The 20,895-nt window shown below is 61.4% G+C and carries 22 protein-coding genes; 8 read left to right on the forward strand and 14 right to left on the reverse strand.

The window, feature by feature from the left end:
• Nucleotides 1-3 precede the first annotated feature (3 nt).
• Entirely contained in the window at nt 4-1,038 is a 1,035-nt protein-coding gene (locus ABIB00_RS09125) for a Cj0069 family protein (protein ID WP_354104200.1), read from the reverse strand.
• A 329-nt stretch (nt 1,039-1,367) separates the two neighbouring features.
• Here ABIB00_RS09125 and ABIB00_RS09130 point away from each other — a divergent pair, with 329 nt between their 5' ends.
• The 4 genes from ABIB00_RS09130 to ABIB00_RS09145 all read left to right on the forward strand — a co-directional run bounded on the left by ABIB00_RS09130 (nt 1,368) and on the right by ABIB00_RS09145 (nt 4,969).
• Nucleotides 1,368-1,640: a chromate resistance protein ChrB domain-containing protein gene (locus ABIB00_RS09130; protein ID WP_354104201.1), complete on the forward strand. Its 273-nt coding sequence runs from the start codon at nt 1,368-1,370 to the stop codon at nt 1,638-1,640.
• Nucleotides 1,641-1,929: 289 nt separating this feature from the next.
• Nucleotides 1,930-2,832: a DUF1259 domain-containing protein gene (locus ABIB00_RS09135; RefSeq protein WP_354104090.1), complete on the forward strand. Its 903-nt coding sequence runs from the start codon at nt 1,930-1,932 to the stop codon at nt 2,830-2,832.
• A gap of 210 nt (nt 2,833-3,042) precedes the next feature.
• Nucleotides 3,043-4,131: a YncE family protein gene (locus ABIB00_RS09140; RefSeq protein WP_354104091.1), complete on the forward strand. Its 1,089-nt coding sequence runs from the start codon at nt 3,043-3,045 to the stop codon at nt 4,129-4,131.
• A gap of 70 nt (nt 4,132-4,201) precedes the next feature.
• Nucleotides 4,202-4,969, forward strand: a complete 768-nt coding sequence (locus tag ABIB00_RS09145) for a hypothetical protein (RefSeq protein ID WP_354104092.1) — start codon at nt 4,202-4,204, stop codon at nt 4,967-4,969.
• Between the two features lies 1 nt (nt 4,970).
• Here ABIB00_RS09145 and ABIB00_RS09150 read toward each other — a convergent pair whose 3' ends face one another.
• The 5 genes from ABIB00_RS09150 to ABIB00_RS09170 form a co-directional block, all read right to left on the reverse strand.
• Nucleotides 4,971-5,261, reverse strand: a complete 291-nt coding sequence (locus ABIB00_RS09150) for a hypothetical protein (RefSeq protein ID WP_354046546.1) — start codon at nt 5,259-5,261, stop codon at nt 4,971-4,973.
• Between the two features lie 216 nt (nt 5,262-5,477).
• A complete protein-coding gene (locus ABIB00_RS09155) occupies nt 5,478-5,744 on the reverse strand; it encodes a glutathione binding-like protein (RefSeq protein ID WP_354104093.1) in 267 nt (88 codons plus the stop codon).
• Nucleotides 5,745-6,484: 740 nt separating this feature from the next.
• Nucleotides 6,485-7,534 (reverse strand): ketopantoate reductase family protein, encoded by a 1,050-nt coding sequence (locus ABIB00_RS09160; protein WP_354104094.1) that lies wholly within the window; start codon nt 7,532-7,534, stop codon nt 6,485-6,487.
• The gene (locus tag ABIB00_RS09165; RefSeq protein WP_354104095.1) at nt 7,491-8,015 is read right to left on the reverse strand and encodes a DUF2231 domain-containing protein; all 525 of its coding nucleotides are present in this window, start codon (nt 8,013-8,015) and stop codon (nt 7,491-7,493) included. Before ABIB00_RS09165 ends, ABIB00_RS09160 begins: the two co-directional genes overlap by 44 nt.
• Nucleotides 8,016-8,058: 43 nt before the next feature.
• Nucleotides 8,059-8,757 carry a TetR/AcrR family transcriptional regulator gene (locus ABIB00_RS09170; protein WP_354104096.1) on the reverse strand — a complete coding sequence of 233 codons (699 nt, stop codon included), beginning with the start codon at nt 8,755-8,757 and terminating at the stop codon, nt 8,059-8,061.
• 91 nt (nt 8,758-8,848) lie between these two features.
• On the opposite strand from ABIB00_RS09170, the gene ABIB00_RS09175 reads away from it, so the two are divergent.
• The gene (locus tag ABIB00_RS09175; RefSeq protein WP_247353240.1) at nt 8,849-10,057 is read left to right on the forward strand and encodes an MFS transporter; all 1,209 of its coding nucleotides are present in this window, start codon (nt 8,849-8,851) and stop codon (nt 10,055-10,057) included.
• 63 nt (nt 10,058-10,120) lie between these two features.
• Here ABIB00_RS09175 and ABIB00_RS09180 read toward each other — a convergent pair whose 3' ends face one another.
• From ABIB00_RS09180 to ABIB00_RS09190, 3 genes are read right to left on the reverse strand one after another with little or no spacing between them, the layout of a single operon-like run.
• Nucleotides 10,121-10,567 carry a DUF302 domain-containing protein gene (locus tag ABIB00_RS09180; RefSeq protein WP_354104097.1) on the reverse strand — a complete coding sequence of 149 codons (447 nt, stop codon included), beginning with the start codon at nt 10,565-10,567 and terminating at the stop codon, nt 10,121-10,123.
• A gap of 4 nt (nt 10,568-10,571) precedes the next feature.
• Nucleotides 10,572-11,105 carry a carboxymuconolactone decarboxylase family protein gene (locus tag ABIB00_RS09185; RefSeq protein ID WP_247353243.1) on the reverse strand — a complete coding sequence of 178 codons (534 nt, stop codon included), beginning with the start codon at nt 11,103-11,105 and terminating at the stop codon, nt 10,572-10,574.
• A gap of 30 nt (nt 11,106-11,135) precedes the next feature.
• On the reverse strand, nt 11,136-11,828 hold the full coding sequence (locus ABIB00_RS09190) for a TetR/AcrR family transcriptional regulator (RefSeq protein WP_354104098.1): 693 nt from the start codon (nt 11,826-11,828) through the stop codon (nt 11,136-11,138).
• A gap of 468 nt (nt 11,829-12,296) precedes the next feature.
• Here ABIB00_RS09190 and ABIB00_RS09195 point away from each other — a divergent pair, with 468 nt between their 5' ends.
• The 3 genes from ABIB00_RS09195 to ABIB00_RS09205 are packed head-to-tail and all read left to right on the forward strand — an operon-like array spanning nt 12,297 to nt 14,742.
• Nucleotides 12,297-12,491, forward strand: coding sequence for a hypothetical protein (locus ABIB00_RS09195; protein ID WP_247443382.1), 195 nt, complete (start codon nt 12,297-12,299; stop codon nt 12,489-12,491).
• Nucleotides 12,492-12,513: 22 nt separating this feature from the next.
• Nucleotides 12,514-12,915, forward strand: coding sequence for a hypothetical protein (locus tag ABIB00_RS09200; protein WP_502917798.1), 402 nt, complete (start codon nt 12,514-12,516; stop codon nt 12,913-12,915).
• A gap of 57 nt (nt 12,916-12,972) precedes the next feature.
• Nucleotides 12,973-14,742, forward strand: a complete 1,770-nt coding sequence (locus ABIB00_RS09205; RefSeq protein WP_354104100.1) for an SDR family oxidoreductase — start codon at nt 12,973-12,975, stop codon at nt 14,740-14,742.
• A gap of 20 nt (nt 14,743-14,762) precedes the next feature.
• Here ABIB00_RS09205 and ABIB00_RS09210 read toward each other — a convergent pair whose 3' ends face one another.
• Genes ABIB00_RS09210 through ABIB00_RS09230 form a run of 5 tightly spaced genes read right to left on the reverse strand, consistent with a single transcriptional unit; the run spans nt 14,763 to nt 20,868 of the window.
• Nucleotides 14,763-17,174, reverse strand: coding sequence for a glucose/quinate/shikimate family membrane-bound PQQ-dependent dehydrogenase (locus ABIB00_RS09210; RefSeq protein WP_354104101.1), 2,412 nt, complete (start codon nt 17,172-17,174; stop codon nt 14,763-14,765).
• Nucleotides 17,175-17,179: 5 nt separating this feature from the next.
• On the reverse strand, nt 17,180-17,554 hold the full coding sequence (locus ABIB00_RS09215; RefSeq protein ID WP_354104102.1) for a c-type cytochrome: 375 nt from the start codon (nt 17,552-17,554) through the stop codon (nt 17,180-17,182).
• Between the two features lie 20 nt (nt 17,555-17,574).
• A complete protein-coding gene (locus tag ABIB00_RS09220) occupies nt 17,575-18,210 on the reverse strand; it encodes a c-type cytochrome (RefSeq protein WP_354104103.1) in 636 nt (211 codons plus the stop codon).
• Nucleotides 18,210-19,049 (reverse strand): substrate-binding domain-containing protein, encoded by an 840-nt coding sequence (locus ABIB00_RS09225; RefSeq protein WP_354104104.1) that lies wholly within the window; start codon nt 19,047-19,049, stop codon nt 18,210-18,212. Before ABIB00_RS09225 ends, ABIB00_RS09220 begins: the two co-directional genes overlap by 1 nt.
• Nucleotides 19,033-20,868 (reverse strand): methanol/ethanol family PQQ-dependent dehydrogenase, encoded by a 1,836-nt coding sequence (locus tag ABIB00_RS09230; RefSeq protein WP_354104105.1) that lies wholly within the window; start codon nt 20,866-20,868, stop codon nt 19,033-19,035. Before ABIB00_RS09230 ends, ABIB00_RS09225 begins: the two co-directional genes overlap by 17 nt.
• Nucleotides 20,869-20,895 lie beyond the last annotated feature (27 nt).

Below are 20,895 nucleotides of genomic sequence, written 5' to 3' on the forward strand. Positions count from 1 at the left end.
GCGTCAAAGCTTAAGCTGCAGCCGATCGGCAACGCGCCTGGCGATCTCCGCCGGCGCCTCGCCCGGGTAGGGATGCACCGAGCTGACGTTGATCTCGCCGAGCACGTAGCTGTCGCTCCCGTCGGCCTGGACGGGGCCGAGCATGAAGTCGGCATCCCAGATGGCTGGCAGGTCACCTCGCGCGATATCCAGCAGCGAGGTTAGCTGCGGCGTCCACTCGTCTTCCATCAGCCGGCGCAGCCGCTGGAAGCGCGGGTCGGCGTTGGACGTGTAGAGCCGCGGCCCGGCCCCGGCGCGTGCGGCCGGCGAGTCGACCAGGGCCTTGACCTTGTGATGGCCGAAGCCGTCGCAGCGATCGCCAGCCATGTAGCAGCGCACCACGCCTTCGCTCAGGCGAGACTGGAACGGTTGGTCGATCACGCTGCCGCCTTCGAAATACTCCGCGCAGCGACGGAGAAAATCATCCAGCGACAGTTCCTTGGGAGTGTCTTTGGTCGCGTCCAGCACCCTGATCATGGGGGAAGTCGGCAGCCTCTCGACCTTCCAGACGCCTTGACCACCGTTACCCCGGTTGCGCTTGATCACGCGCGGACCGGCTGCAAGCCGTGTCGGCAACTCGGCGCGCATCGCTTCGGCGGTTTGATACAGCGCTGTGTCGCTTCCCCACGCCATCGAGCGGGTGCGGTAGAGTACCTCCTTGGTGCCCATCTTGAGGATGACGTCCGGATGAGCGCTCACCCACACGCCCTGCGCGGCGACGTCGCGCAGCATGGCGTCGAGGCCGGCGCGATTTCGACCGTCTTGAATTGGGTTCACCCAGACGAGCACGCCGTCCATTGCGAGCAATTGTTCGCGGACGGCGTCGGCGAAGCTTTCGTCGTAGATCGCGGGGCGCGCTTCGACGCCGACGGCGGCGAGCGCTTCGAAAACGTCAACGAAGCGGCCGTTTTTCGGGGACGCATCTCGACGCGCGACGGCATCTCCTCGCGAGAGGATGGCGACGGTACATCGGGGAGAGGGTCGTCTTTGGGTATCCATGCGCAAGCTCCACGTGTTGCGTGCTGCGCAGAGCTTGGACCGAAGTCTCGGCGGGAGTCTGCTTGATCCCGCTCGGGCAGTCTACGTGAGGTCGCGTGGATCCTTCAAGCCGCCGTTTTTCGGCCTACCGGGTCCCTCTGGTGGCGGAATCGATTGCGTTCCATTCGATCGGTGAAATCTTCGTGACGTTCCGGCGATTGGTTTGGCACCTAAGCGAACGCGGGTTGACAGCCCAGCCATCTGGGCTTTTTATTCGGGCCACGGGGGTCTGCGATCTCCCCGCGAGGCGTCATGCCCAAGAATCGCGTCCTGATCACCAAGGGCGCAGCATGTCAGCATCGTACACCTCCATTTCACCAGTCAAGGAACTCGGTTTGTCGTCGCCCGTCCTGGCGCGGTTGGCCACGATGGTCCGCGCCGCTGATGCGGGGCCTCGATCTGCCTCCGGAGGCGCCGGGCCTGCTCGCAGCCTCGCTCGGCTTGTCGCGCATGTTCGACGACGACCTCGAGCAGTTGAAGCGGGCTTCCTGCTCTATGACGCGTTCTACCGATGGTGCCGCGTTGCGACCAAGGAGACGCACAACTGGCCGACCAACAAGTGAGGGCGGAGGCAAGACTACTTCTGGGGCAGAGACAACCAGGAGATCGGAAATGCGAACATCGATGTTCTATCGGGGAGCGCTCTTCGTGGCGCTTGCGGCGGGACACCCGCCCGTCCACGCCCTGACTCGTCGCCAAGATCCAGGCGGCCGGCTACTCGCAGGTGACCGATGTCAAATCGACCGCCGAAGACACTACGGCCAAGGCGGTGAAGGACGGCAAGCCGGTCACGCTCGTCGTCGACAGCAGCGGGCAGATCAAAGAACGAAACTGAGGTGGAGGAGATGTACGATGAAACGCACAGTCTGGACCCTGACGGCCGTCAGCCTCGCTCTCGCCTACTTGCCATTCGTCTACGCGGCACGCGCGCAAGCGATCGATTGGCAAAAAGTCGACGATACCCTCGGTAGGAAGGCAGCCGTCTCCGACGACGTCCACCGCTACGGCTTCCCGCGCAGCGATCTTTCGGTGACCCTGGACGGCGTGACGATCAAGCCGGCACTGGCGCTGGGCGGCTGGGTGGCGTTCAAGCCAATGCACGGCGGCGCCATGGTCATGGGTGACCTTGTGCTGCTCGAGACCGAGATCAATCCCGTGATGGCGAAGATGATTGCGAGCGGCCTCGAAATCACCGCTGTGCACAATCATCTGCTCCGCGCGAGCCCGGCGACGTTCTATATGCACGTCGCCGGCCACGGCGACCCCGTCAAGCTGGCCTCGGCGATCCACGATGCGCTGGCCGAGAGCAAGACGCCGCTGACCGCCGCGGCGCCGACGAGCCCGCCGCCTGCCGTCGATCTCGATACGGCAAAGCTCGACCACATCATCGGCGTCAAAGGGCAAGCCAACGGCGGCGTCTACCAGTTCAACGTCAAACGGCGCGACCCGATCACGCAAGAGGATATGCCGTTGACCCCAGTCGGTCCGATGGGCGTCGCGATCGGCATCAATTTCCAGCCGACCGGGAACGGGAAGGCGGCTATTACGGGCGACTTCGTGCTGACCGGCAACGAAGTCAACCCGGTCATTTTGGCGCTGCGGACACACGGCATCGAGGTGACGGCGCTTCATAGCCACATGCTGGACGAACAGCCGCGGTTATTCTTCATGCATTTCTGGGCGAACGACGACGCTGTTAAGCTGGCCGAGGGCTTGCGCGCCGCGCTCGACAAGACGCCCAGCACGAAGAGTTGAGCCGAAGTTAGAGCGAGGAGTTTGCCTAATGACAGGACGAGCGAGGAGAAATCGAACGATGAGAAACTTGGCTGCTTGGCTGGTTGTTTGGGCTGCTCTCCTTTCGAGCGAACAGCCTGTTTGGGCGCAAACCTGCAAGATCTGCTCCGAGCAGCGGGCCGCGTGTATGAAGAATTATGCCGGACCGGCATGCAAGACCGAGTATCAGATGTGTCTCAAGTCCTGCAAGAAGTGAAGGAGACCGGTCCGAGGAGCTCGACTGCGACGTGCCTCATCGCGGCACTCGCTGCCGGCATCGGGGGCCTGGTCACCCTCGATGCCGGCTTTGTCGCGGCCGACGCGCTTATTCCGACGTTGACGGCGGCAGCTCAACCGGCAGAGCACAACGCCCCCCTTGAACTCGAAGCAAAGATCTTGCTTGGCGACGTGCGGGGCCGGATCGATCATCTGGCCGTCGACCTGAAGCGGCAGCGATTGTTTGTGGCCGAGCTTGGCAACGACAGCGTTGGCGTCGTCGATATGGCTGCTCACAGCTTGCTTCGAACCGTTACCGGGCTAAACGAGCCCCAAGGCGTCGGCTATGAGCCGACGACCGACACCCTTTATGTCGCCAATGCCCGCGATGGATCGGTGCGGCTCTTCGAAGCCAATGAGTACAAGGCGACCGGACGGATCGAGCTCGGCAGCGATGCAGACAATATCCGGATTGATGCTGCGGCCAAGCGCGTTGTCGTGGGCTATGGTGATGGTGGTCTCGCGATCCTCGACCCGTCCACTCGCGCCAAGGTTCGAAGCGCACCGCTGAAGGCACATCCGGAAAGCTTCCAGCTTGAGCCCGACAGTGGGCGCATCTTCGTCAACTTGCCGGACGCACGCGCGGTCGCGGTGGTTGATGGCGCTTCCGGGAAACAGCTTGCCAACTGGCCCTTAGACAAGGGCGGCAATTTCGCGATGGCGATCGATCGCGACCGTGGCCGCATCCTTCTGGCGTACCGCAGTCCCGCCGAACTTGCCGTCCTCTCGACAGATGGCAAACCGATCACGAGTGCGGAAACCTGCGACGACGTCGATGATATCTTCGTCGATGGGAAGCGCAATCGTGTCTATGTGAGCTGCGGCGCAGGATACCTCGACGTCTTCGAGATCGATGAGGCAGCCTATCGGAGGATCGCGCGCCTGCCCACAGCAACGGGGGCGCGAACGTCCCTCTTTGTGCCGGAGTTGGACCGTCTGCTTGTGGCCGTCCGGGTCGGGCCCGCTGGGCCGGCCGCGATCTGGGTGTTCAAACCAATGCCGTGAGATCGATTTCGTAGGGAGGCGGCCCATGTGCAGACGTAGCCGAGGCTTTCGCAGCTCCACGAGATACCTTGTGCCACGGGTCGCGGTCACTTTGGCGCTGGTCGCCTGGTCTGTTCCAGCTTCCGCCTATCGCCCATTCGACGGCACCGACGCCGCCGTCGCAAAGAAGGGCGAAATGGAGATCGAACTGCAGCCGGTGGGGCGTTTGCGCGATGAGAGCGGCACAAGCCTGATCGCGCCAGCCTGGGTCATCAACTATGGTTTGAGGGATGATTGGGAAGCCGTCTTCGAGGGCCAGGGACAAACACCGCTCTCTCCATCCGGGCCAACCAGCCTGACCGCGGCCGGAGCCTTTCTCAAGCATGTGATTGTGCCCGGGAGCCTGCAGGACAAGACCGGCCCGAGCATTGCGACGGAATTTGGCGTTCTTCTCCCGGATAGTACCGGCAATTCAGGCGCCGGCTTAAGCTTGGCCGGCATTGTCTCGCAGCGCTGGGATTGGGGCACCATCCATCTGAACGCTGAGACGGCCCTTACCCGCGACCATCATGGCGATGTCTTTCTTGGCGCTATTATCGAGGGGCCGTCGACGTGGACAGTTCGCCCTGTCGCAGAAGTCTTCTACGAGAACGAGTTTGGGAAGGAGGAGACGTTTTCCGGTTTGGTCGGCTTGATCTACCGGGTGCGGGACGATCTGAGCTTCGACGTCGCAGTCCGTCATGCACTCACCGGCAGGCACCCGGTGAACGAAATTCGCGCCGGCCTGACCTTCGGCTTTCCGCTTTCCTTCTTCGAAGGTCACGCCGCGCGACAGTCGTCGCCGACGCCGCCGAGATAGGCTACCGGCGATCCGATTTCTCTGGATGGGCGCGCCAGTCTCGGCCGACCGTTTGATGGTTGTCGTCGGGTGTTGCCTGATTGGCGTGCTCATCGTCGCCGCCTTGGGCCTTCCAGTCGCGTCCGATCTTGACGTCTTCTGCGCGGCTGCGATCCTGCGCGCGCGATTGCTCCGACTGCTGGGGCGGCGGTGCCTCCTGGACAGAGGTGGACTGCGCTCGGGCGGCGGCTCCGCCGAATGCGAAGGTCAGCGCGAAAGCGGATAACGCAGCAAGCGATGTAGAGCTTTTCATGGTAACTCCCTTCTTCATCAGAACTGTGCATCAACTCGCCGGAACGCGCATTGTTCGTAAACGAGCACGTCTTCACCTACGCCGCGACTCCGTCTCGTAAAATGCGAGGGTTGCGAGGGTTTGGACGGTGCAGCCGTTTGTGGGGCAGCCGTTTGTGGGGCAGCCATGTTTCCCGTGAATGAAGGATGGCTGAAGATATTTTAGGCGGCGAAATCGTCAATATTTCGGCCTGTGTGCATTGGCCCATTCGCGTGCGTGTTCGATCGGCAGGCGCTGCACGGCCGCGCGAACTTTTTGCGTTGCGGGCTGATTATCTATGCCTTCCCGCCAGCGGCAGAATGCCGGGAACTTTGGATACATCGATTGCCCCTCGGCGGTCATGCTGAAGGCGAACGTACTCGGCAGCAGATAGAAATCCGCTATCGAGAGTTCGTCCCCTAACAGGAAGTGCTTGCCATGCGAAAGCTGGCGTTCAGCTGTCAATCGGCCTGCAAATTTGACGCCTCGTCAATTTTGGACGCCGATCCCCCGGCTTAGGGGGCAATATTCCAGGCCGAATGACAGATGACGACCGTCAGTGCGCTGATCGCGTCGCTGGAGGTTAATCTCGGAAGTCACTCGACGCACCTTTGAAAGGTCCAAACCGATACCAACACCAACCGGGCAGGGTGTCCGAGTCGGTGAATCGTGCGTTAATTTTCCGGGAAAATTTTGCCGCTTGGCTATCCGGCGACTCAGTCAATGACGTCTTCGGCGCACGAAAAAAGCGGGTGCACGGATGCAAAATTCGAACGACGTCGCGAGCACGCGATACTTCGCAAGCGTGTCTTGTCCTTGCTCGTCGTGGGAGCCGGCGTGTTGGGCGGAAGCGCCGTTTTGCTAAATACAGGCGTTACCGCCAATACTTCATGGGTTTCCGTAGTGCAGAACGACGTTCGAGCGGCACGCGCAAACCGTAACTTTTGACCGTGGGTTCGGAGGACAGATTTCGCGGAACGCGACGAAGAAGGGTGTACGCCGAGCCCAGTGCAGGTGCGCTGCGAGCGTCTCACGCATAAGAGCAGCCCGCTCGGCGAAATCATTCAGCCGGACCCGAAGGACTCGGCAGACGTCATCCAAAGAAGATCTGCCGGAACACGTCGCGCCTTTTTCACAATCTCGCGGCAGAGCGCAAGGTACCTCAACTATAAACCGGCAAATTGTTAGCGCAATGTTCAGCCACTTCAATGTGTGACGTGCTGGAACGGCATGGCCTTATGGCGCGCAATTTCGCGAAGATTAGACAATGTCGGGGTCGGAATTCCGATGCGGAGACCAATCTCGATAATCGCTGCAATCGTGGCATCGAGTTCGAGATCGAGACCATATTCAATCTCGTGCATCAACGAAGTTTTTTCGCGTCCAGCGTCTCTCTGGTATCTCAGGCGTCGCTCTGGATCGGCAAATGGTCCAAATCCGAGAGCCATTCCGACTTTCTCAATTTCTCTCATCGCGGAGATTGAGAGCGACTGACCCAGACCTGAAGATGCGATATTGTTGGGCGACACGCCTGTCAAAATGCGAATCGGGTTGATCGATCCCGTATTAATCAATTTTGACCAGAGTTTCGAGCGAATGTCCCTGTCAACAACGCAATCAAGCCACGGGCTCGATAACAATTGCTGCACTTCGGCCGGCACGGGCGAGCCAGGCATCGCCGACCCGATTGTCAATGTGCGCCCGCGATAATGACGAACAACGCCTGGCGCCGGCCGATCGCACGCCAGATCCGAAATCCCGCTGACAATGTTACCAATTGGAGTGGTGGATAGAAGTATTCCATCTGGATCGACCGCTTCAATCGGAATACCGTTCAAGACGCTGTTTGCGGCTGGCAGCCACCACGGAAAACCGCTGGCGACGAGAACAACAATGGCCCCCTGCGTTATCACAGTTTTCAAATCACACAATGCAGAGCGGGTGCGCTCGGCCCTCGCAGCGATGACGATGATGTCCACGTCGGAAACATCGTTCGGATTAACCAAAATGTTTGGCCTGCACCGCAGAGAGAAGTCCTTTGCTTCGATCCTGAGACCGTGCAGGCGTAACTCGGGCGCCGAACGTTCTGTCGCAAGAGCCGTGACACGAAGATTCTCTCGCGTAGACTGGCTGGACAATGCCCCCAAGAGATATCCAGCGATCGAACCGTTTCCCACGACGAGAATATGACGGCCGGATCTCATCGCCGGTTTACTCGCTGTCGATTCGATCGAGCAGTCGCTTATGTGTCGCATCGTTAGGCAACAGACGGCTAATGCGCTCGACCAAGGCTAGCCTGTTCACGCCGATGCCGTGACGGTAAACAAGTTCGGCTCCCTTCCAGCCCGTGGCTGCCAGCGGCGCCAAAGCGCAGAGAACGGCTGCAAGGAAGAAATAGCTCGACGGCTTTGAATGCCGGCTTCTCCACCCCTCCCACAACGCAATCGACCACCACAATACAGCCGTTGCGAGCGCCCAGTTGCGGTGGTCGTTAATCACCGGCTGCTGTTCCGCCCCATGTTGAACCGTAAGAAAGGCCTGCATGCCAGCCGCGACGGTGGCGATCGAAAGAACGGCACCCAGCCACAGATTGATCCGAGCTGCCGTCAAGATCGGTGCGGCCCAACTGCTTTGCGGGAGAACGAGATGGACGACATACAACATCGCGGCGATCACAAAGAGAGCTATTGAGAAATGTACGAATATCGGATGCCAGTTTGGAAGTACTTCAAACATGTTGGTCCTGCGTTTCGGTGGTGGATTTAAGGGTAATGCCGGCTCAATGTCTGTGCTGCGCTTTGGAAGCGCGTTGCGGCCTGCCCGATGTTGGACGAGTTCCGGCGACTCCGCTCGCGAGGAACGCCTGCATCAACAGTTCGAATAGCCGGGCAGCATCTGCATTGAGCTGGGTTCGACGCAGACATGCGATGGCGAATTGGAACCCCAAGCCCTGGATCGTGCAAAAATACAGGGTTGCGGCGTCGGGGATGTTGATGGTCGACGAGATGATCCCGCAGCGAACGGCCTCCTCAAGTAATGCGATAACCTGACTCTCGTAGCGGCGATGAAGATCGCGGAAGCTCTCGTTGATGCTCGGATACTGATGACGAAGGTGATCGGACATCACGAGTTTGGCGAGGCCCGGATATTTATCGATCAGTTTGATGTGACCCAAAAACATGCGCTCAAGTGTTTTCAGCGACTTGTCGCTGTCATGAAACTCGCGAGCCTCCGCCCAGACTGTTTCCAGCCGCTTCCGAAGCCACTCGATCACCGAGGTCCACAACGCTTCTTTCGTTGGGAAGTGACGGAAAACGATGCCTTGGGAACGCCCGATGGTGTCGGCGACGAGTTGGGTGCTCACTGCATCGACCCCTCGTTCGTTCACAAGATGCAAGACCGTCTGCACGATCTGACTCTTGCGATCCTCCGCCAAAAAACGCTCTCGGGGCTCTTGTTTGGCTGCGGCACTGGCCATGCGCGATGTCCTGTCTTGACTAGATAGCATGTACTCACTATCTACCGCGCGAACGCCGGATGTCAAGGCGATTTGCCAGGAGAGGCACCTGATGCCCATGGAAAAACGATCACGAGTGGTGGCGCTTCTGGCAGCGTGCCAAGCAGCATTGCTGACCAACAACATCATCCTCGTCGGGCTGAACGGGTTGGTCGGTTATTCATTGCTGGGGACGGACAAATCCTTGGCGACGCTTCCGGTCACGGCCTATGTCCTCGGCACCGCGTGCTTAACCGTGCCGGCTTCATTATGGATGAAGAGGGCAGGGCGGCGTGCCGGCTTTATTACCGGAGCCATGATTGGCGTGATCGGCGCGCTGGTCGGCGCGTTTGCTGTCTTCGCGGGCAGCTTTTGGCTTCTGTGCGTCGGCACACTACTGATGGGCGGTTACAACGCCTTTGGACAATATTATCGATTTGCCGCGGCTGAGATCGCCGGAGCCGCATTCAGAAGCCGGGCAATCTCATTGGTGCTCGCAGGAGGCGTCGTCGGGGCCGTTGCGGGTCCTGAGACAAGCAAGCTGACCAAGGATCTGCTGTCGGCCCCGTTCACCGGCACTTACCTTTTCCTGGTAGGCCTTGCACTGGTAGCCCTGATCTTACAGGCATTCGTTGTCATCCCGGCAGTTCCGGAGGACGAGCATAAGAGAGAAGCACGGCCGCTTGCCGTCATTGCGCGACAAGGCAACTTCATCCTGGCTGTCATGAGCAGCATGTTCGGTTACGCCAGCATGAACTTCCTCATGACGGCGGCTCCGATCGCGATGGTCCAGCATCATCATGCCTATTCGGACGCCGCATTCGTTATCGAATGGCACGCATTGGCGATGTTCGCGCCCTCGTTCGTGACAGGCTCCTTGATCAAGCGGTTCGGCAATATTCCGATTCTGCAAATCGGGGCGGGGTTGATCCTTCTTTGTATCGCGGTCGCGACCTACGGCGGACTGAGTGTCGCCGCCTTTTGGATCTCACTGGTGCTGCTCGGCGTCGGCTGGAATTTTCTGTATGTCGGCGGGTCGACACTGCTCACCGAAACCTATGCGCCGTCCGAACGCGCCAAGGCCCAAGCCACCCACGATCAGTTCGTGTTCCTCGCAACCGCGCTCTCCTCCGTCGGCTCCGGCTGGCTGCTGCAAAAGGTTGGGTGGCCCGCCATGGCCCTGTGGTCGTTGCCTCTGCCGTTGGTCGTTCTCATGGCGACTGCGCTGCCGTCTTGGCAAGATCGCGTCGGAATGTCCGGTTCGGTAAAGACGCTGGAATGAATCGCGGTCTCCTCTCCTCACATTGAACTGCACGAAAAAGCGCAGGATGGCGTTTTCAGGCGCCTAACTTTCCTTGCCGGGGCCGGTCTGAGTCACAGCGGCAGTGAGCGTGTCGCAAAGCTCGGAAAGCTCGCGACCAAGTTCTCCAAGACCGACATAGCGCGCGAAGGCATCCGTCGGATCAGAACTACGCACGATGACCGCCCCCGTCGGCATTTCCATGACGACCAGTTTCAGCGGCGCCTCGATCAACGCGCTGGGATCGCCATGGAGAAGCCGCAGCATAAAACGAGGATGAAAGAACAGCAGCTGACGCGTAGCGCGAATCTCGTATCCGCCTCTACGCAACAACATTTGTGGATCTATTTCGTGAATGAGCCAGAGGTCTGCATCGGTGATCGCGCGCTTCAGTCGGCTGATCGTTTCTTCGAATGGGTATAATGAAGCCGTAACGCCATGGTCCCCAGAGAGCCCCGAAGCAGGCCCATAATCGACGGCGGTCTTATGCACGAAATTAGACCTCCACGCGGGGAAAATCGAGAGCAGGTTGCGCGACGTGATTGAAGTAATTCGAGAACAAATTTAGCGCGACATGCGCAACGACTTCAGTGATTTCCTCATCGCTCCAATGTGCTTCCCGGACTGCCGCAAGCGCGCGGTCATCGACTCGGCCGCGCGTTTCGATAAGCGTCTTCGCAAACGCAAGTGCGGCGGCCACCCTTGGATCGTCCGATTGAGCCTGCCGGTTGGCCGCTAACTCAGCTTCCGCAATTCCAATTTTGCTGCCACGCAGGCTGTGAGCAGACACGCAATATTCGCAGCCGTTGGCTTGGGCGATCAACAGCGCAAGCTGTTCGCGAAGGCGACTATCTAGACGGCCACGGACCAACGCGGCTCGGAACGACAGGTATCCGTCAAGCGCTGCCGGCGAATTGGCCATCGCGCGATAGAGGTTAGGAACCCGGCCCAACTGGGCTTGAGTGCGCTCCAGGAGTTCTTTGGCCTCACTTTTCGCTTCCGCAGCGACAACCAGGGGCATTCTTGACATAGATGACTCCATTATCTGACATGAGCGATGTCACGATTCGAACTTTCGTTCGCGTGCTTCGTGCAAAAGCATTGCGGCGATCTGCTTAGCTGTTTTCGCGGGAGCCGAATCGCCCTTACGCAAAGCGGTGACGATCGATCCGTCGATCAGGATCATGAACTGCTCAGCAAGCGGGTTAGCCGCTACTCCCGCTTCCGCAAGCAGCTTGCGAAGAAATGCGGTCAGTTGCTGCTTGTGATGAGCAGCGGCGACGTGCGCTGCGTGGCTGCGATCTGCGAGTTCGGCCATCGAATTGATAAACGCACACCCGCGAAAATCGTTAGTAGCAAAACGCTCCGCGAGTGCGTCGAACACGGCCAGAGGACGCTTGTCCGCGGACTTTGCCAGTCTCCCGACCGATTCCTCGAGCCACCGTCGCCAGAGTTCGTCGCGTCGCATCAGATAGGCGACGATGAGATCATCCTTTGACTGGAAATGTTTGTAAAAGCTCGCCTTTGCGACCGCGGCGCGCGCGATGATTGCGTCGACACCGACGGCCCGAACGCCCTGGGCGTAAAACATTTCCGACGCCGTTTCTAAGATGCGTTGACGAGGCGATGAGGTGACCATTAGTTGACATAGACAGACAGGTCTGTCTATGTCAACCACCTTCTCGAATGACGTCGCCAGCAATGAGAAGCCTTGGGGACCCGTCCTGTCTCTGCTCGTGACTCGCAAGGCCATTCCGGCAAAGAGAAATTCTGTATTCGGAGACTTCCAAGCTGAAGACGAGGGTTCGATACCTTCACCCGCTCCATCGCCCGAGTTTCTGCACTAATCTGCGATCATCTGGTGCGACCGCGTTCGCTCGATGGTTTCGGGCAAGCGCCGCTATGACCGTCGCTGGGGAGAGTTAGTCTTTGGCGCCGTGCTCCCCGGGGTGTTGGTGTCAGTGCCGTCGGGCGGGACAGGGGCAGATTTCGCCGCGGCGCTTGATCCGCCGTGTTCAGGCTCGACGCGCCGGCTCCCGTTTGTTCCGCCTGCAGGCGACGTCGTCGCAGCTTGCTTGGGACGCTCGCTTCGGTGTGATCGGCGTCGCTCCGGGACCGGACGGACGCCGTAGGCAACGTGCAAATTCTTCAGATCATTAACAATGTTGAATCACAGGGCGAAGCGATTGCCCTAGCGTGAACCTTTCCGCTGGGGCTTTCCATGATCAATACCGCGACCAAAGCGTTGTTGCGCACCGTTCTTGACGAGGTGTGTGAAGGTGTTTCCCGCTATGAGATCGGCGCCCGTACCCACGTGGCGTCGAAGCTTCTGGAGACTGCAAGCAGGGGCGACATCTCTGCGGATTGCCTCAAACAGGCTGCCCGCAATGCCCTCTCTGAAGTTCCGACGATGTGACGATGGCCATGTGGGGGCGGGGGTGAATTTCCACGTTACGGTCCTCAAGATCCTGGTGAGCTACCCGGATGGGTTCGCTGACATGGAGGATCTCAAGCGGGATATGGCCATCCTGGCGACCAGCGGTCGCGACTGGACGGAGCGCACCAGACGGCTCGGCGGGCGGATGCCGGGGCTCGACATCTTTTCGCAAGGGCTGATCGACCGGACAAATGGCGGGTGGCGCATCACGGCCAAGGGCCGCGCCGTGCTCGATCTCTTGGAGGCTCGTCCGCACCAAGCGCCGATCGCCGCCCAAGAACTCCAGTCAGAGCCGGAGCTCGCCCCGGCGATCTCGCGGCACTTTCCGGCGGAGAGGGATAGAGACCGGCTTGCTGCGCGCCGTCGCGGGCGCAACGCCCGCAAACAGGCTCGGGGGTCCTAGCGAGGAACGAGCGTCGCTCCTGTAGCTTGAGCAAACGCCTCGTGATGGAAAACACTCATGCAAAGTTCCGACGCCGCCTTGTCGACCGCCTGTCTGTCACGCGTGACGGACGATATCTGGGTCGTGGACGACGCGCCGATCAGCGCCGCCGGTCTGAAACTCCCCGTTCGCATGACGGTCATTCGCCTGTCGAACGGCGATCTCGTGCTGCATTCGCCGGTGAGATATTCGCCGGCTCTCCGCGGTGAGTTGGAGCGTCTAGGCGCGATAAGGTACCTGCTGGCGCCGAATATCGCGCACTGGATGTTCCTGTCCGACTGGCAGAGGGAGCTGCCGCAGGTGACGACGTTCGCGGCGCGCGGCCTTTCGGCGCGCAGGCAAGTTCGAGCAGCACGCATCCGCATCGATCGCGAGCTCGGAGATACGACGCCTCAGGAATGGAAGGCCGACATCGAAGCCGTCTCTATAAATGCGCCGATGTTTTCCGAGATCGAGCTGTTCGACAAGCGCAGCCGTACATTGATCCTGACTGATCTCGTGCAAAACCTCGATTCCAATGATCTCAGCGCGCCAAACGAGGCTGCGGCAAACCTCCTCGGCGTCTCCAAACCGAATGGCATGGCGCCGGTCTATCTACGACTTCTGCTGCGCCTCGGCGGCCGTTCCGCGCGAGGCGCGTCCGAGCGGCTCGTACGGCTGTCTCCGGAGCGGGTGATCTTCGCGCATGGCGACTGGTTCGAAACGGAAGGGACCGAGCGCCTCCGGCGATCCCTGCGCTGGCTGCTTCCCGCGAGCGCCTCCGGATCTGAGCCGCAGCAAATGATCGGCACGCGCGTCGTCATAACCGGCGCCTCGAGCGGAATCGGGCGTGCCACGGCGCTGGCCTTCGCCGGTAGAGGCGCAAGCGTGGTCCTGGCGGCACGCCGCGGCGAAGTCCTGACGAGCCTCGCGGCGGAATGCGAGGCGCTCGGAGGCCGCGCATTGGCGATCCCGACCGATGTCACTGATGCAGAGGCGGTGCAGCGACTGGCCAGAGAGGCCGAAGACGCGTTCGGTGGCATCGACGTCTGGATCAACAACGCCGGCACGGGCGTTTTCGGGGCCTATCAGGATGCGGATATTGCGCTTCATCGCCGAACGATCGAGGTCAATCTCCTCGGCGCGATGCATGGCGCCTTCGCGGTGCTCCCGATCTTCCTGCGCCAGAACCGCGGCATCCTGATCAATAACATCTCGCTGGGCGGCTGGGCGCCGACACCTTTTGCTGCGGCCTATACGGCGAGCAAGTTCGGCCTGCGCGGCTTCACCGCGAGCCTGCGTCAGGAGCTCAGTACTCACCGCAAGATTCATGTCTGCGGCGTCTTCCCGGCCATGGTCGATACGCCGGGCTTCGTCCACGGCGCCAATATGTCCGGCCGAACGCTTGATCCCGGTCCGCTGCTGTATCAGTCGGAGGACGTTGCGGAAACGTTTGTGAGCCTTGTCCGCGCACCCCGTGACGAGGTCGCCGTGGGCTGGCCAGCTCGCGCAGGCCAATTTGCCTACGCGATGGCTCCGCAGATCACCGAGAATATCCTGGGAGCTGCCTTCCGCTTCCTGCTGTCGCGCGCGCACCCCGCAAAGGGCAGCGAGGGCACCATGATCGAAGCTGGTCCGCAGGGCACATCGATTGATGGCGGTTGGCTGTCACGGAGGCAACTTCCACCCGCCGGGGTGATCAGCAAGGGCTTCGCGGTATTTGGGATCGCTGCTTGCCTGGCCTTCGCCGCCTCGAGGGTTGGTTGTGCGCCCAGACCACACGCGAGAACGAGGCGCGGCCGAGCATGAGCGCCGCGTGCTGCCTTCTGCTATTTCGATCGTTCCGGCAGCGCATAGGCGCGCACGTAATCGCCGAGCTTCGTGCCGAACGAGCCGTGGCCGCCATCGACCGTGACGACGTATTGCTTGCCACCGGCGTCATAGGTCATTGGCGTCGACTGGCCGCCGGCGGGAAGGTGGTCCTGCCAAAGCTGTCTGCCATCGCGAACGTCAAACGCGCGGATGTAGTCATCCATCGTTCCCGTGATGAAGACGATGCCGCCCGCGGTCACGAGCGGACCACCCAGCATGGGTACGCCAAGCTTGAACGGCAGGGGCAGCGGGGCCTGATCGCGGATCGTGCCGATGCGGTGCTGCCAGACCACCTTGTGCGTCTTGAGATCGATCGCTGCGATCTTGCCCCATGGCGGGGCAAGGCAGGGGATGCCGAGCGGCGACAGGAAAATGCCGAGGTCGACGCCATAGGGGGCACCGTACATCGGCTGCACGCCGAGCTCGGTGCCCGGCGGATGCGCAGCGTTCGGCGCGGCCGGGTTGTCCTTTCCGCGCGGCACCAGGCGCGAGATGAAGGGAATGGATTGAGGGTTCGCGATGGCGATCTGGCGCTGCGGATCGACGGCAATGCCGCCCCATTCGAACATGCCGAAGTCTCCGGGAAACACCAGCGTCCCTTGTTCCGACGGCGGGGTGAACGGCCCCTCATAGCGCAGGCGCTTGAACTTGATGCGGCAGGCGAGTTGGTCGAACATCGTGCTGCCCCACATCTGCGCGTCGGTCAGCATGCCGGAGGGGCGGAAGCTCAGCTCCGAAAAGGGCTGGGTTGGCGACAGCCGGTCTCCATTCGCGGCGCCCTGCGGCACCGGCTTTTCCGGCGCGGGCACCAACTGACGCCCGTCGCGGCGGTCGAGCACGAAGATGTCGCCAGTCTTTGCCGGGATGTAGATCGCAGGCCTCACGCCGCCGTTAGAGCGCAAGTCGACCAGACTCGGCTGCGAGGGCATATCCATGTCCCAGAGATCGTGGTGCACGTTCTGGAACGACCAACGCAGTTTCCCGGTCATGACATCGAGCGCTATCAAGGCCGAATCGTAACGCTCGTTTTCGGGCGAACGGCCGCCGCCCCAGATATCCGGAGAGCTCGAGCCGAGCGGCACGTAGACGAGTCCGAGATTTTCGTCGACCGCGGAAATGCTCCACGAATTTGGTGAGCCGGCTGTAAAATGATGCGAGGCCGATGGCATCTCGTTCGGGTCGGGATTGCCGGCATCGAACGCCCAGATCAACCGCCCTGAGTAGATGTCGAAGCCACGGATCACGCCCGACGGCACGCGATCGGAATAGTTGTCGATCACCGCTCCGCCGACGATCAGCACCTTGTCCGTGACGACGGGCGGCGAGGTGCCCTCGTAGAAGCCGAGCGTCTGGATCTCGCTGCCTTGCTTGAGGTCGATCTGTCCTTTGTTGCCGAAGCTCTCGCAAGGCACGCCGCTCTGCGCATCCAGCGCGAACATCCGTCCGTCGTTCGTCGGTATGAAAATGCGCTCCGCACAATTGCTCGGCGCCGGCGTGCCGTCGGCAGTCAGCGCGCCGGGCTTGGTGGCGTGATAGGACACGCCGCGGCAGGTCATGTGCTGGAAAGCCTTGTTGTGCTGAACCTGCGGGTCGAACTTCCAGCGCAGTTTTCCGGTCGCGGCTTCGAGCGCGAACACGATCTGGTGCGGCGAACAGGTGTAGAGGAGATCACCGATCTTGAGCGGGGTCGACTGGTTGGTGATCTCGTCGGGATCGTCCGGGCCCTTGTGGTCGCCGGTGCGGAATTCCCAGGCGAGCTTGAGGTCCTTGACGTTGTCTTTGGTGATCTGGCTCAGCGACGAGAAGCGCGTGCCGAAGCCGCTGCCGCCATAGGCCGTCCAGTTCTGGCCGGCAGCGGCCGGTGCCGGCGCGGACGAGGCAATGGCGCCCGTTGTGTCGCTCTCTGGTATGGTGCCGGCAAGATCGTGGCGATCGCTCGTCAGGGAAATGCCGACAATGACGGCCGCAGCGACCAACACAAGGCCAAGCGCCCATCGCGCGCCGCGCAAGCGAGGCGCCAGACGGGACGCGATGAAGGGCAGCATCAGCCATAGGCCCAGCGGCGCGAGCACGTCGCCGCGCGGCGCCAACGACCAGAAATCGAGGCCGACTTCCCAGATCGCCCACGCCATTGTTCCGGCCAGCAGCGCGGCATAAATCCAGAGCGCCTCGGCACGGCGGCGCGCGAGCAGCCAGCTCGTGAGCAGAAGCATGATGCCCGCGATCAGATAGTAGACGGAGCCACCGAGGGCCGCCAGCCAGGCACCGCCGGCGAGGAGGCCCAGTCCCATGATAGCCACGACCACACTGGTGATGGCCAGCAATGGCGCGTCACGGAACCAGTTCGTCGAACGATGTGTCGGAGTCATGATGGTCACTTCAGCGTATAGAGAAAGGCCGCGATGTCCCGCGCGTCCTTCTGCGGGATACCCATCCCCGGCATGGCATTGCCCGGCAATGCCCTCTGTGGATCCTCGATCCAGTCAGCCATGTTGTCCGGCGAGTTCTGGATGTAGCCGGCGATGTAGGTCCGCGTGCCGATCCGATGCAAGGGCGGGCCGACGTTACCGTCCGCACCGGCAATGCCGGGAATATCGTGACAGGCGCCGCATTTGTATTGCTTGACGAGGTCAGTGCCACGGCGCGCATCGCCTGTGAAATTGTCCGGGCCCGCAGCCTTGCCTTCGCAGGCGGCGGTTGTCATGGCCAGCAGCGAGGCGGCTAACAACCGTGTGCCCGAACTCACCATCGGCTGCTCCGCTTTACCGGTCAGGGCTTTTGGCCGAAATTGAAAGTCTTGGTGGCGGACCAGGGATCTGTCGTCGAGACCTGCTCGGTCGGGACTTGCTCCATTTCAGGCGACAGTGGGTTCGCCGAGAAAGTCCGGCCCCATTGATGGCTCGGCTCGTTGCTGATCTTGCCGATATAGGTGACGAGGTCCCAGATCACGCTGTCAGGCAGCACGCTGCCCCAGGCCGGCATTCCGTTCGGCCGTCCCTGATAGATCGAGAGATAGATGTTTTCGGGCTGCGAGCCGTAGGTAAAGGTGTTGTTGCTCAGCGCCGGCCCCATGCCGCCGCCGCCATTGGGCGCGTGGCAGCCGACGCAGTTGAAGTTGACGTAGTAGGTCATGCCGCGCTGCTCCGCATTGGGATCGCCTTGCACGGGGTTCTTGATTTGCGGTGGATCGGGTTGCGCGCCCGGGAAGAGGGTGGTGACCGGGACTTGCATGAACACGCCTGGCCTCCCGTTGCCGACACTGCCACCGAAATTTGGGCGCGGAGCCAGCGTCGGCATCTGCGCCTCCTGCGACTGCGGCAGAGTCTGTTGGGCAAGTCCGGCGCCGTTCGGCACGGCGGCCAGCAGCAACGATAGGGCGCTCGCGCGCAGGGCTGGAGCAGACATCACTCATGTCCTCCGGACGCCGTGACCGGCCTGTCAACCAGCGGCACCCCGTAACTTCGCAGCAGCGAGGTGATCTCGGGTCGATGGCCGTCGATGAACGCATTCAGCCGGTCGCGCAGGGCGTCGTCGCCTTTGCGCACGCCCATGGAGATGGCGAACTGGAACTGCTGGGGCGCAAAGCGCTTGTAGTCCTGGATCGGCGTGACAGTCAGCGGCACGGCTGAGCGCTGCGCGAAATAGCCGGCCAGCGGCCCCCAGACGGCGGCGACATCGATCCCGCCGCTTTCGACCGCTTCGATCAGGCGCGCCGGCGGATCGGCCTGGCGATAGTCGCCGTAAATCGAGTAGCCGCGGACATTGTCGACAATGCCCTGTTCGCCGAGCGCCTGCGCGGGCGGTGGATTGTTGCCGTCGTCGCCGATCAGATGCACGCCGATCACGAGGCGATGCAAGCGCGGGTCGAGCAGCGACGAAAGATCGAGGTGCTGGTCCTGCCGCGTGACGAACACGTAACTCGATCGATAATAGGGCTTGGTCGTCTCGGCGAGATCATAGCCGGACGGCACACCCATGACGACGTCGCATTTGCCGGCTTTCAGTGTGTTGCGGATGAAGCCGCGGCGCTGCGCCCACCAGGTGTATTGCACCTGCTTGCCGAGGTCTTCGGCCACCATCGCTGCAAGCTTATTTTCAAATCCAGCCTCGGCGCTGTTCGAGAATGGCAGATTGTTCGGATCGGCACAGACGCGAAATTCACCATCCGCCGTTGCGGCCGCAGCGGTTGAGAGCCCGAGCAGGATGACGAGGGGGATGACGGAATAACTATTTCGCAGGCGCATGGCTGGTGCCCTCACCATTCGCGCCGCCGAGCTTGAACACCAGCAGCTCGCTCCCGCCGGCGGTATAGAACGGCAAATCCTGCGTCGCACCGGTAAAGCCAAGGGCGCTGTTGCGCACCCGCGGATCGACCTCGGCGTTCGCCACCACCCCCGGCCAGCCGCCGACGCCCGAAAGGATCGCGATGTATTGCTGTCCGTCGGACCCGCGATAGGAGATCGGCTGGCCGATGAACCCGGAGCCGGCACGGAATTGCCAGAGCACGCGCCCATCCTTCGCATCCACCACTTTGAACAAGCGATCCATGGTGCCGTAGAACGCGACATCCCCGGCTGTCACCAGCGCGCCGCTCCAGACCGGCAGCTTTTCGTGGATCTCCCAGACCTTCTTGCGCGCGACGGGATCCCACGCCATGAACTCGCCGCGATACCCGCCGGGGCCGGCATACATGTCGACGTCGGCGCCGACATAGGGCGTGCCGGCGATGTAGCCGACTTGAGAAGCCTTGAAGCTCATACAGAGGTGCTGGTGCGGCACGTAGAGGAGTTTTGTGCGCGGTGACCACGCCGTCGGCTGCCAATCCTTGGCGCCGGGCGCGCTCGGGCAGATGTTCTCGACCGTCTTGCCGATAAGTGGCGTCTTCTCCTCGTTCGCGATGATCTTGCCGGTCTTCAGATCGACGCCCTTGTAGGTGTTGACGAAGTCATACGCGTCCGCCGAGATCACTTCGCCGGTGGCGCGGTCCATAACGTACATGTAGCCGTTGCGGCCGGGATGGATCAGCACCTTGCGCGGCTGGCCATTCAGTTCAAGGTCGACGAGCACGTTCTCGTTGATCTCGTCGTGGTCGAACAGGTCGTGCGGGTTGACCTGGTAGGCCCATTTGGCGCGCCCAGTGTCGGGGTCGCGGGCAAAGATTGTGGTGCTCCAGAGATTGTCGCCGCTGCGCTGGTTCGCGTTCCAGGGACTTGGATTGGCAGTACCGTAGTAGATCAGGTTCAGATCGGGATCGTAGGAGATCCAGCCCCAGACCGTGCCGCCGCCGACCTGCCAGCGGTCGGCGGGCCAGGTCTTCACGCCGAGATCCTGGCCTTTGAGATTGTCGTAGAACGGCTTGAAATCGTCCCCGATCAGCACGTCCTTATCCGGGCCTGTTGAATAAGCGCGCCAAGCGATAGCGCCGGTGTTCTCGTCGAGCGCGGTCACCCAGCCGCGCACGCCCAGTTCGCCGCCGCTGTTGCCGACGAGAATCTTTCCTTTCACCACGATGGGAGCCATCGTGATCGTTTCGCCCTTGTTGATCTCGCCGAGCTTCGTGTGCCAAAGCTCTTTGCCGGTCTTGGCATCGATGGCTACGGTGTGGTTATCGAGCGTGTTGAGGAAGACCTTGCCATTGTCGAAGGCGAGTCCGCGATTGACGACATCGCAACAGGCAACGCCCGCGGCAGCGGGCTCCGGCTTCGGTGCGTAGGACCATTTCAATTCACCGGTCGTGGCATCGAGTGCGAACACACGGTTGGGATAGGGGCCTGCATAGGGGCCGACCACATACATGGTGCCGTCCACCACGAGCGGCGCCGCCTCCTGGCCTCGATCGGCGCCGACCGAGAACGTCCACGCAAGCTGGAGGCGCGAAGCATTGGTGGCGTTGATCTGGTCGAGTTCGCTGTAGCGAGTGTTGGCGTAGTCGCGCGCCGCCATGGGCCATTGGCCCGGGTCCTTCATGCGGCTGGCCAGATCGGTTTGTGCCGAGGCGGAGGACAGCAATGCGCAGGACGCGCAAACCACACTCAGCGACCGCGTAAGGCCACGCACTAACATTTGTCAAGATCTCCACGGCGGTGATGG

Origin of the sequence: Bradyrhizobium sp. LB14.3, from assembly GCF_040547985.1 — a bacterium.
Classification (GTDB): Bacteria; Pseudomonadota; Alphaproteobacteria; order Rhizobiales; family Xanthobacteraceae; genus Bradyrhizobium.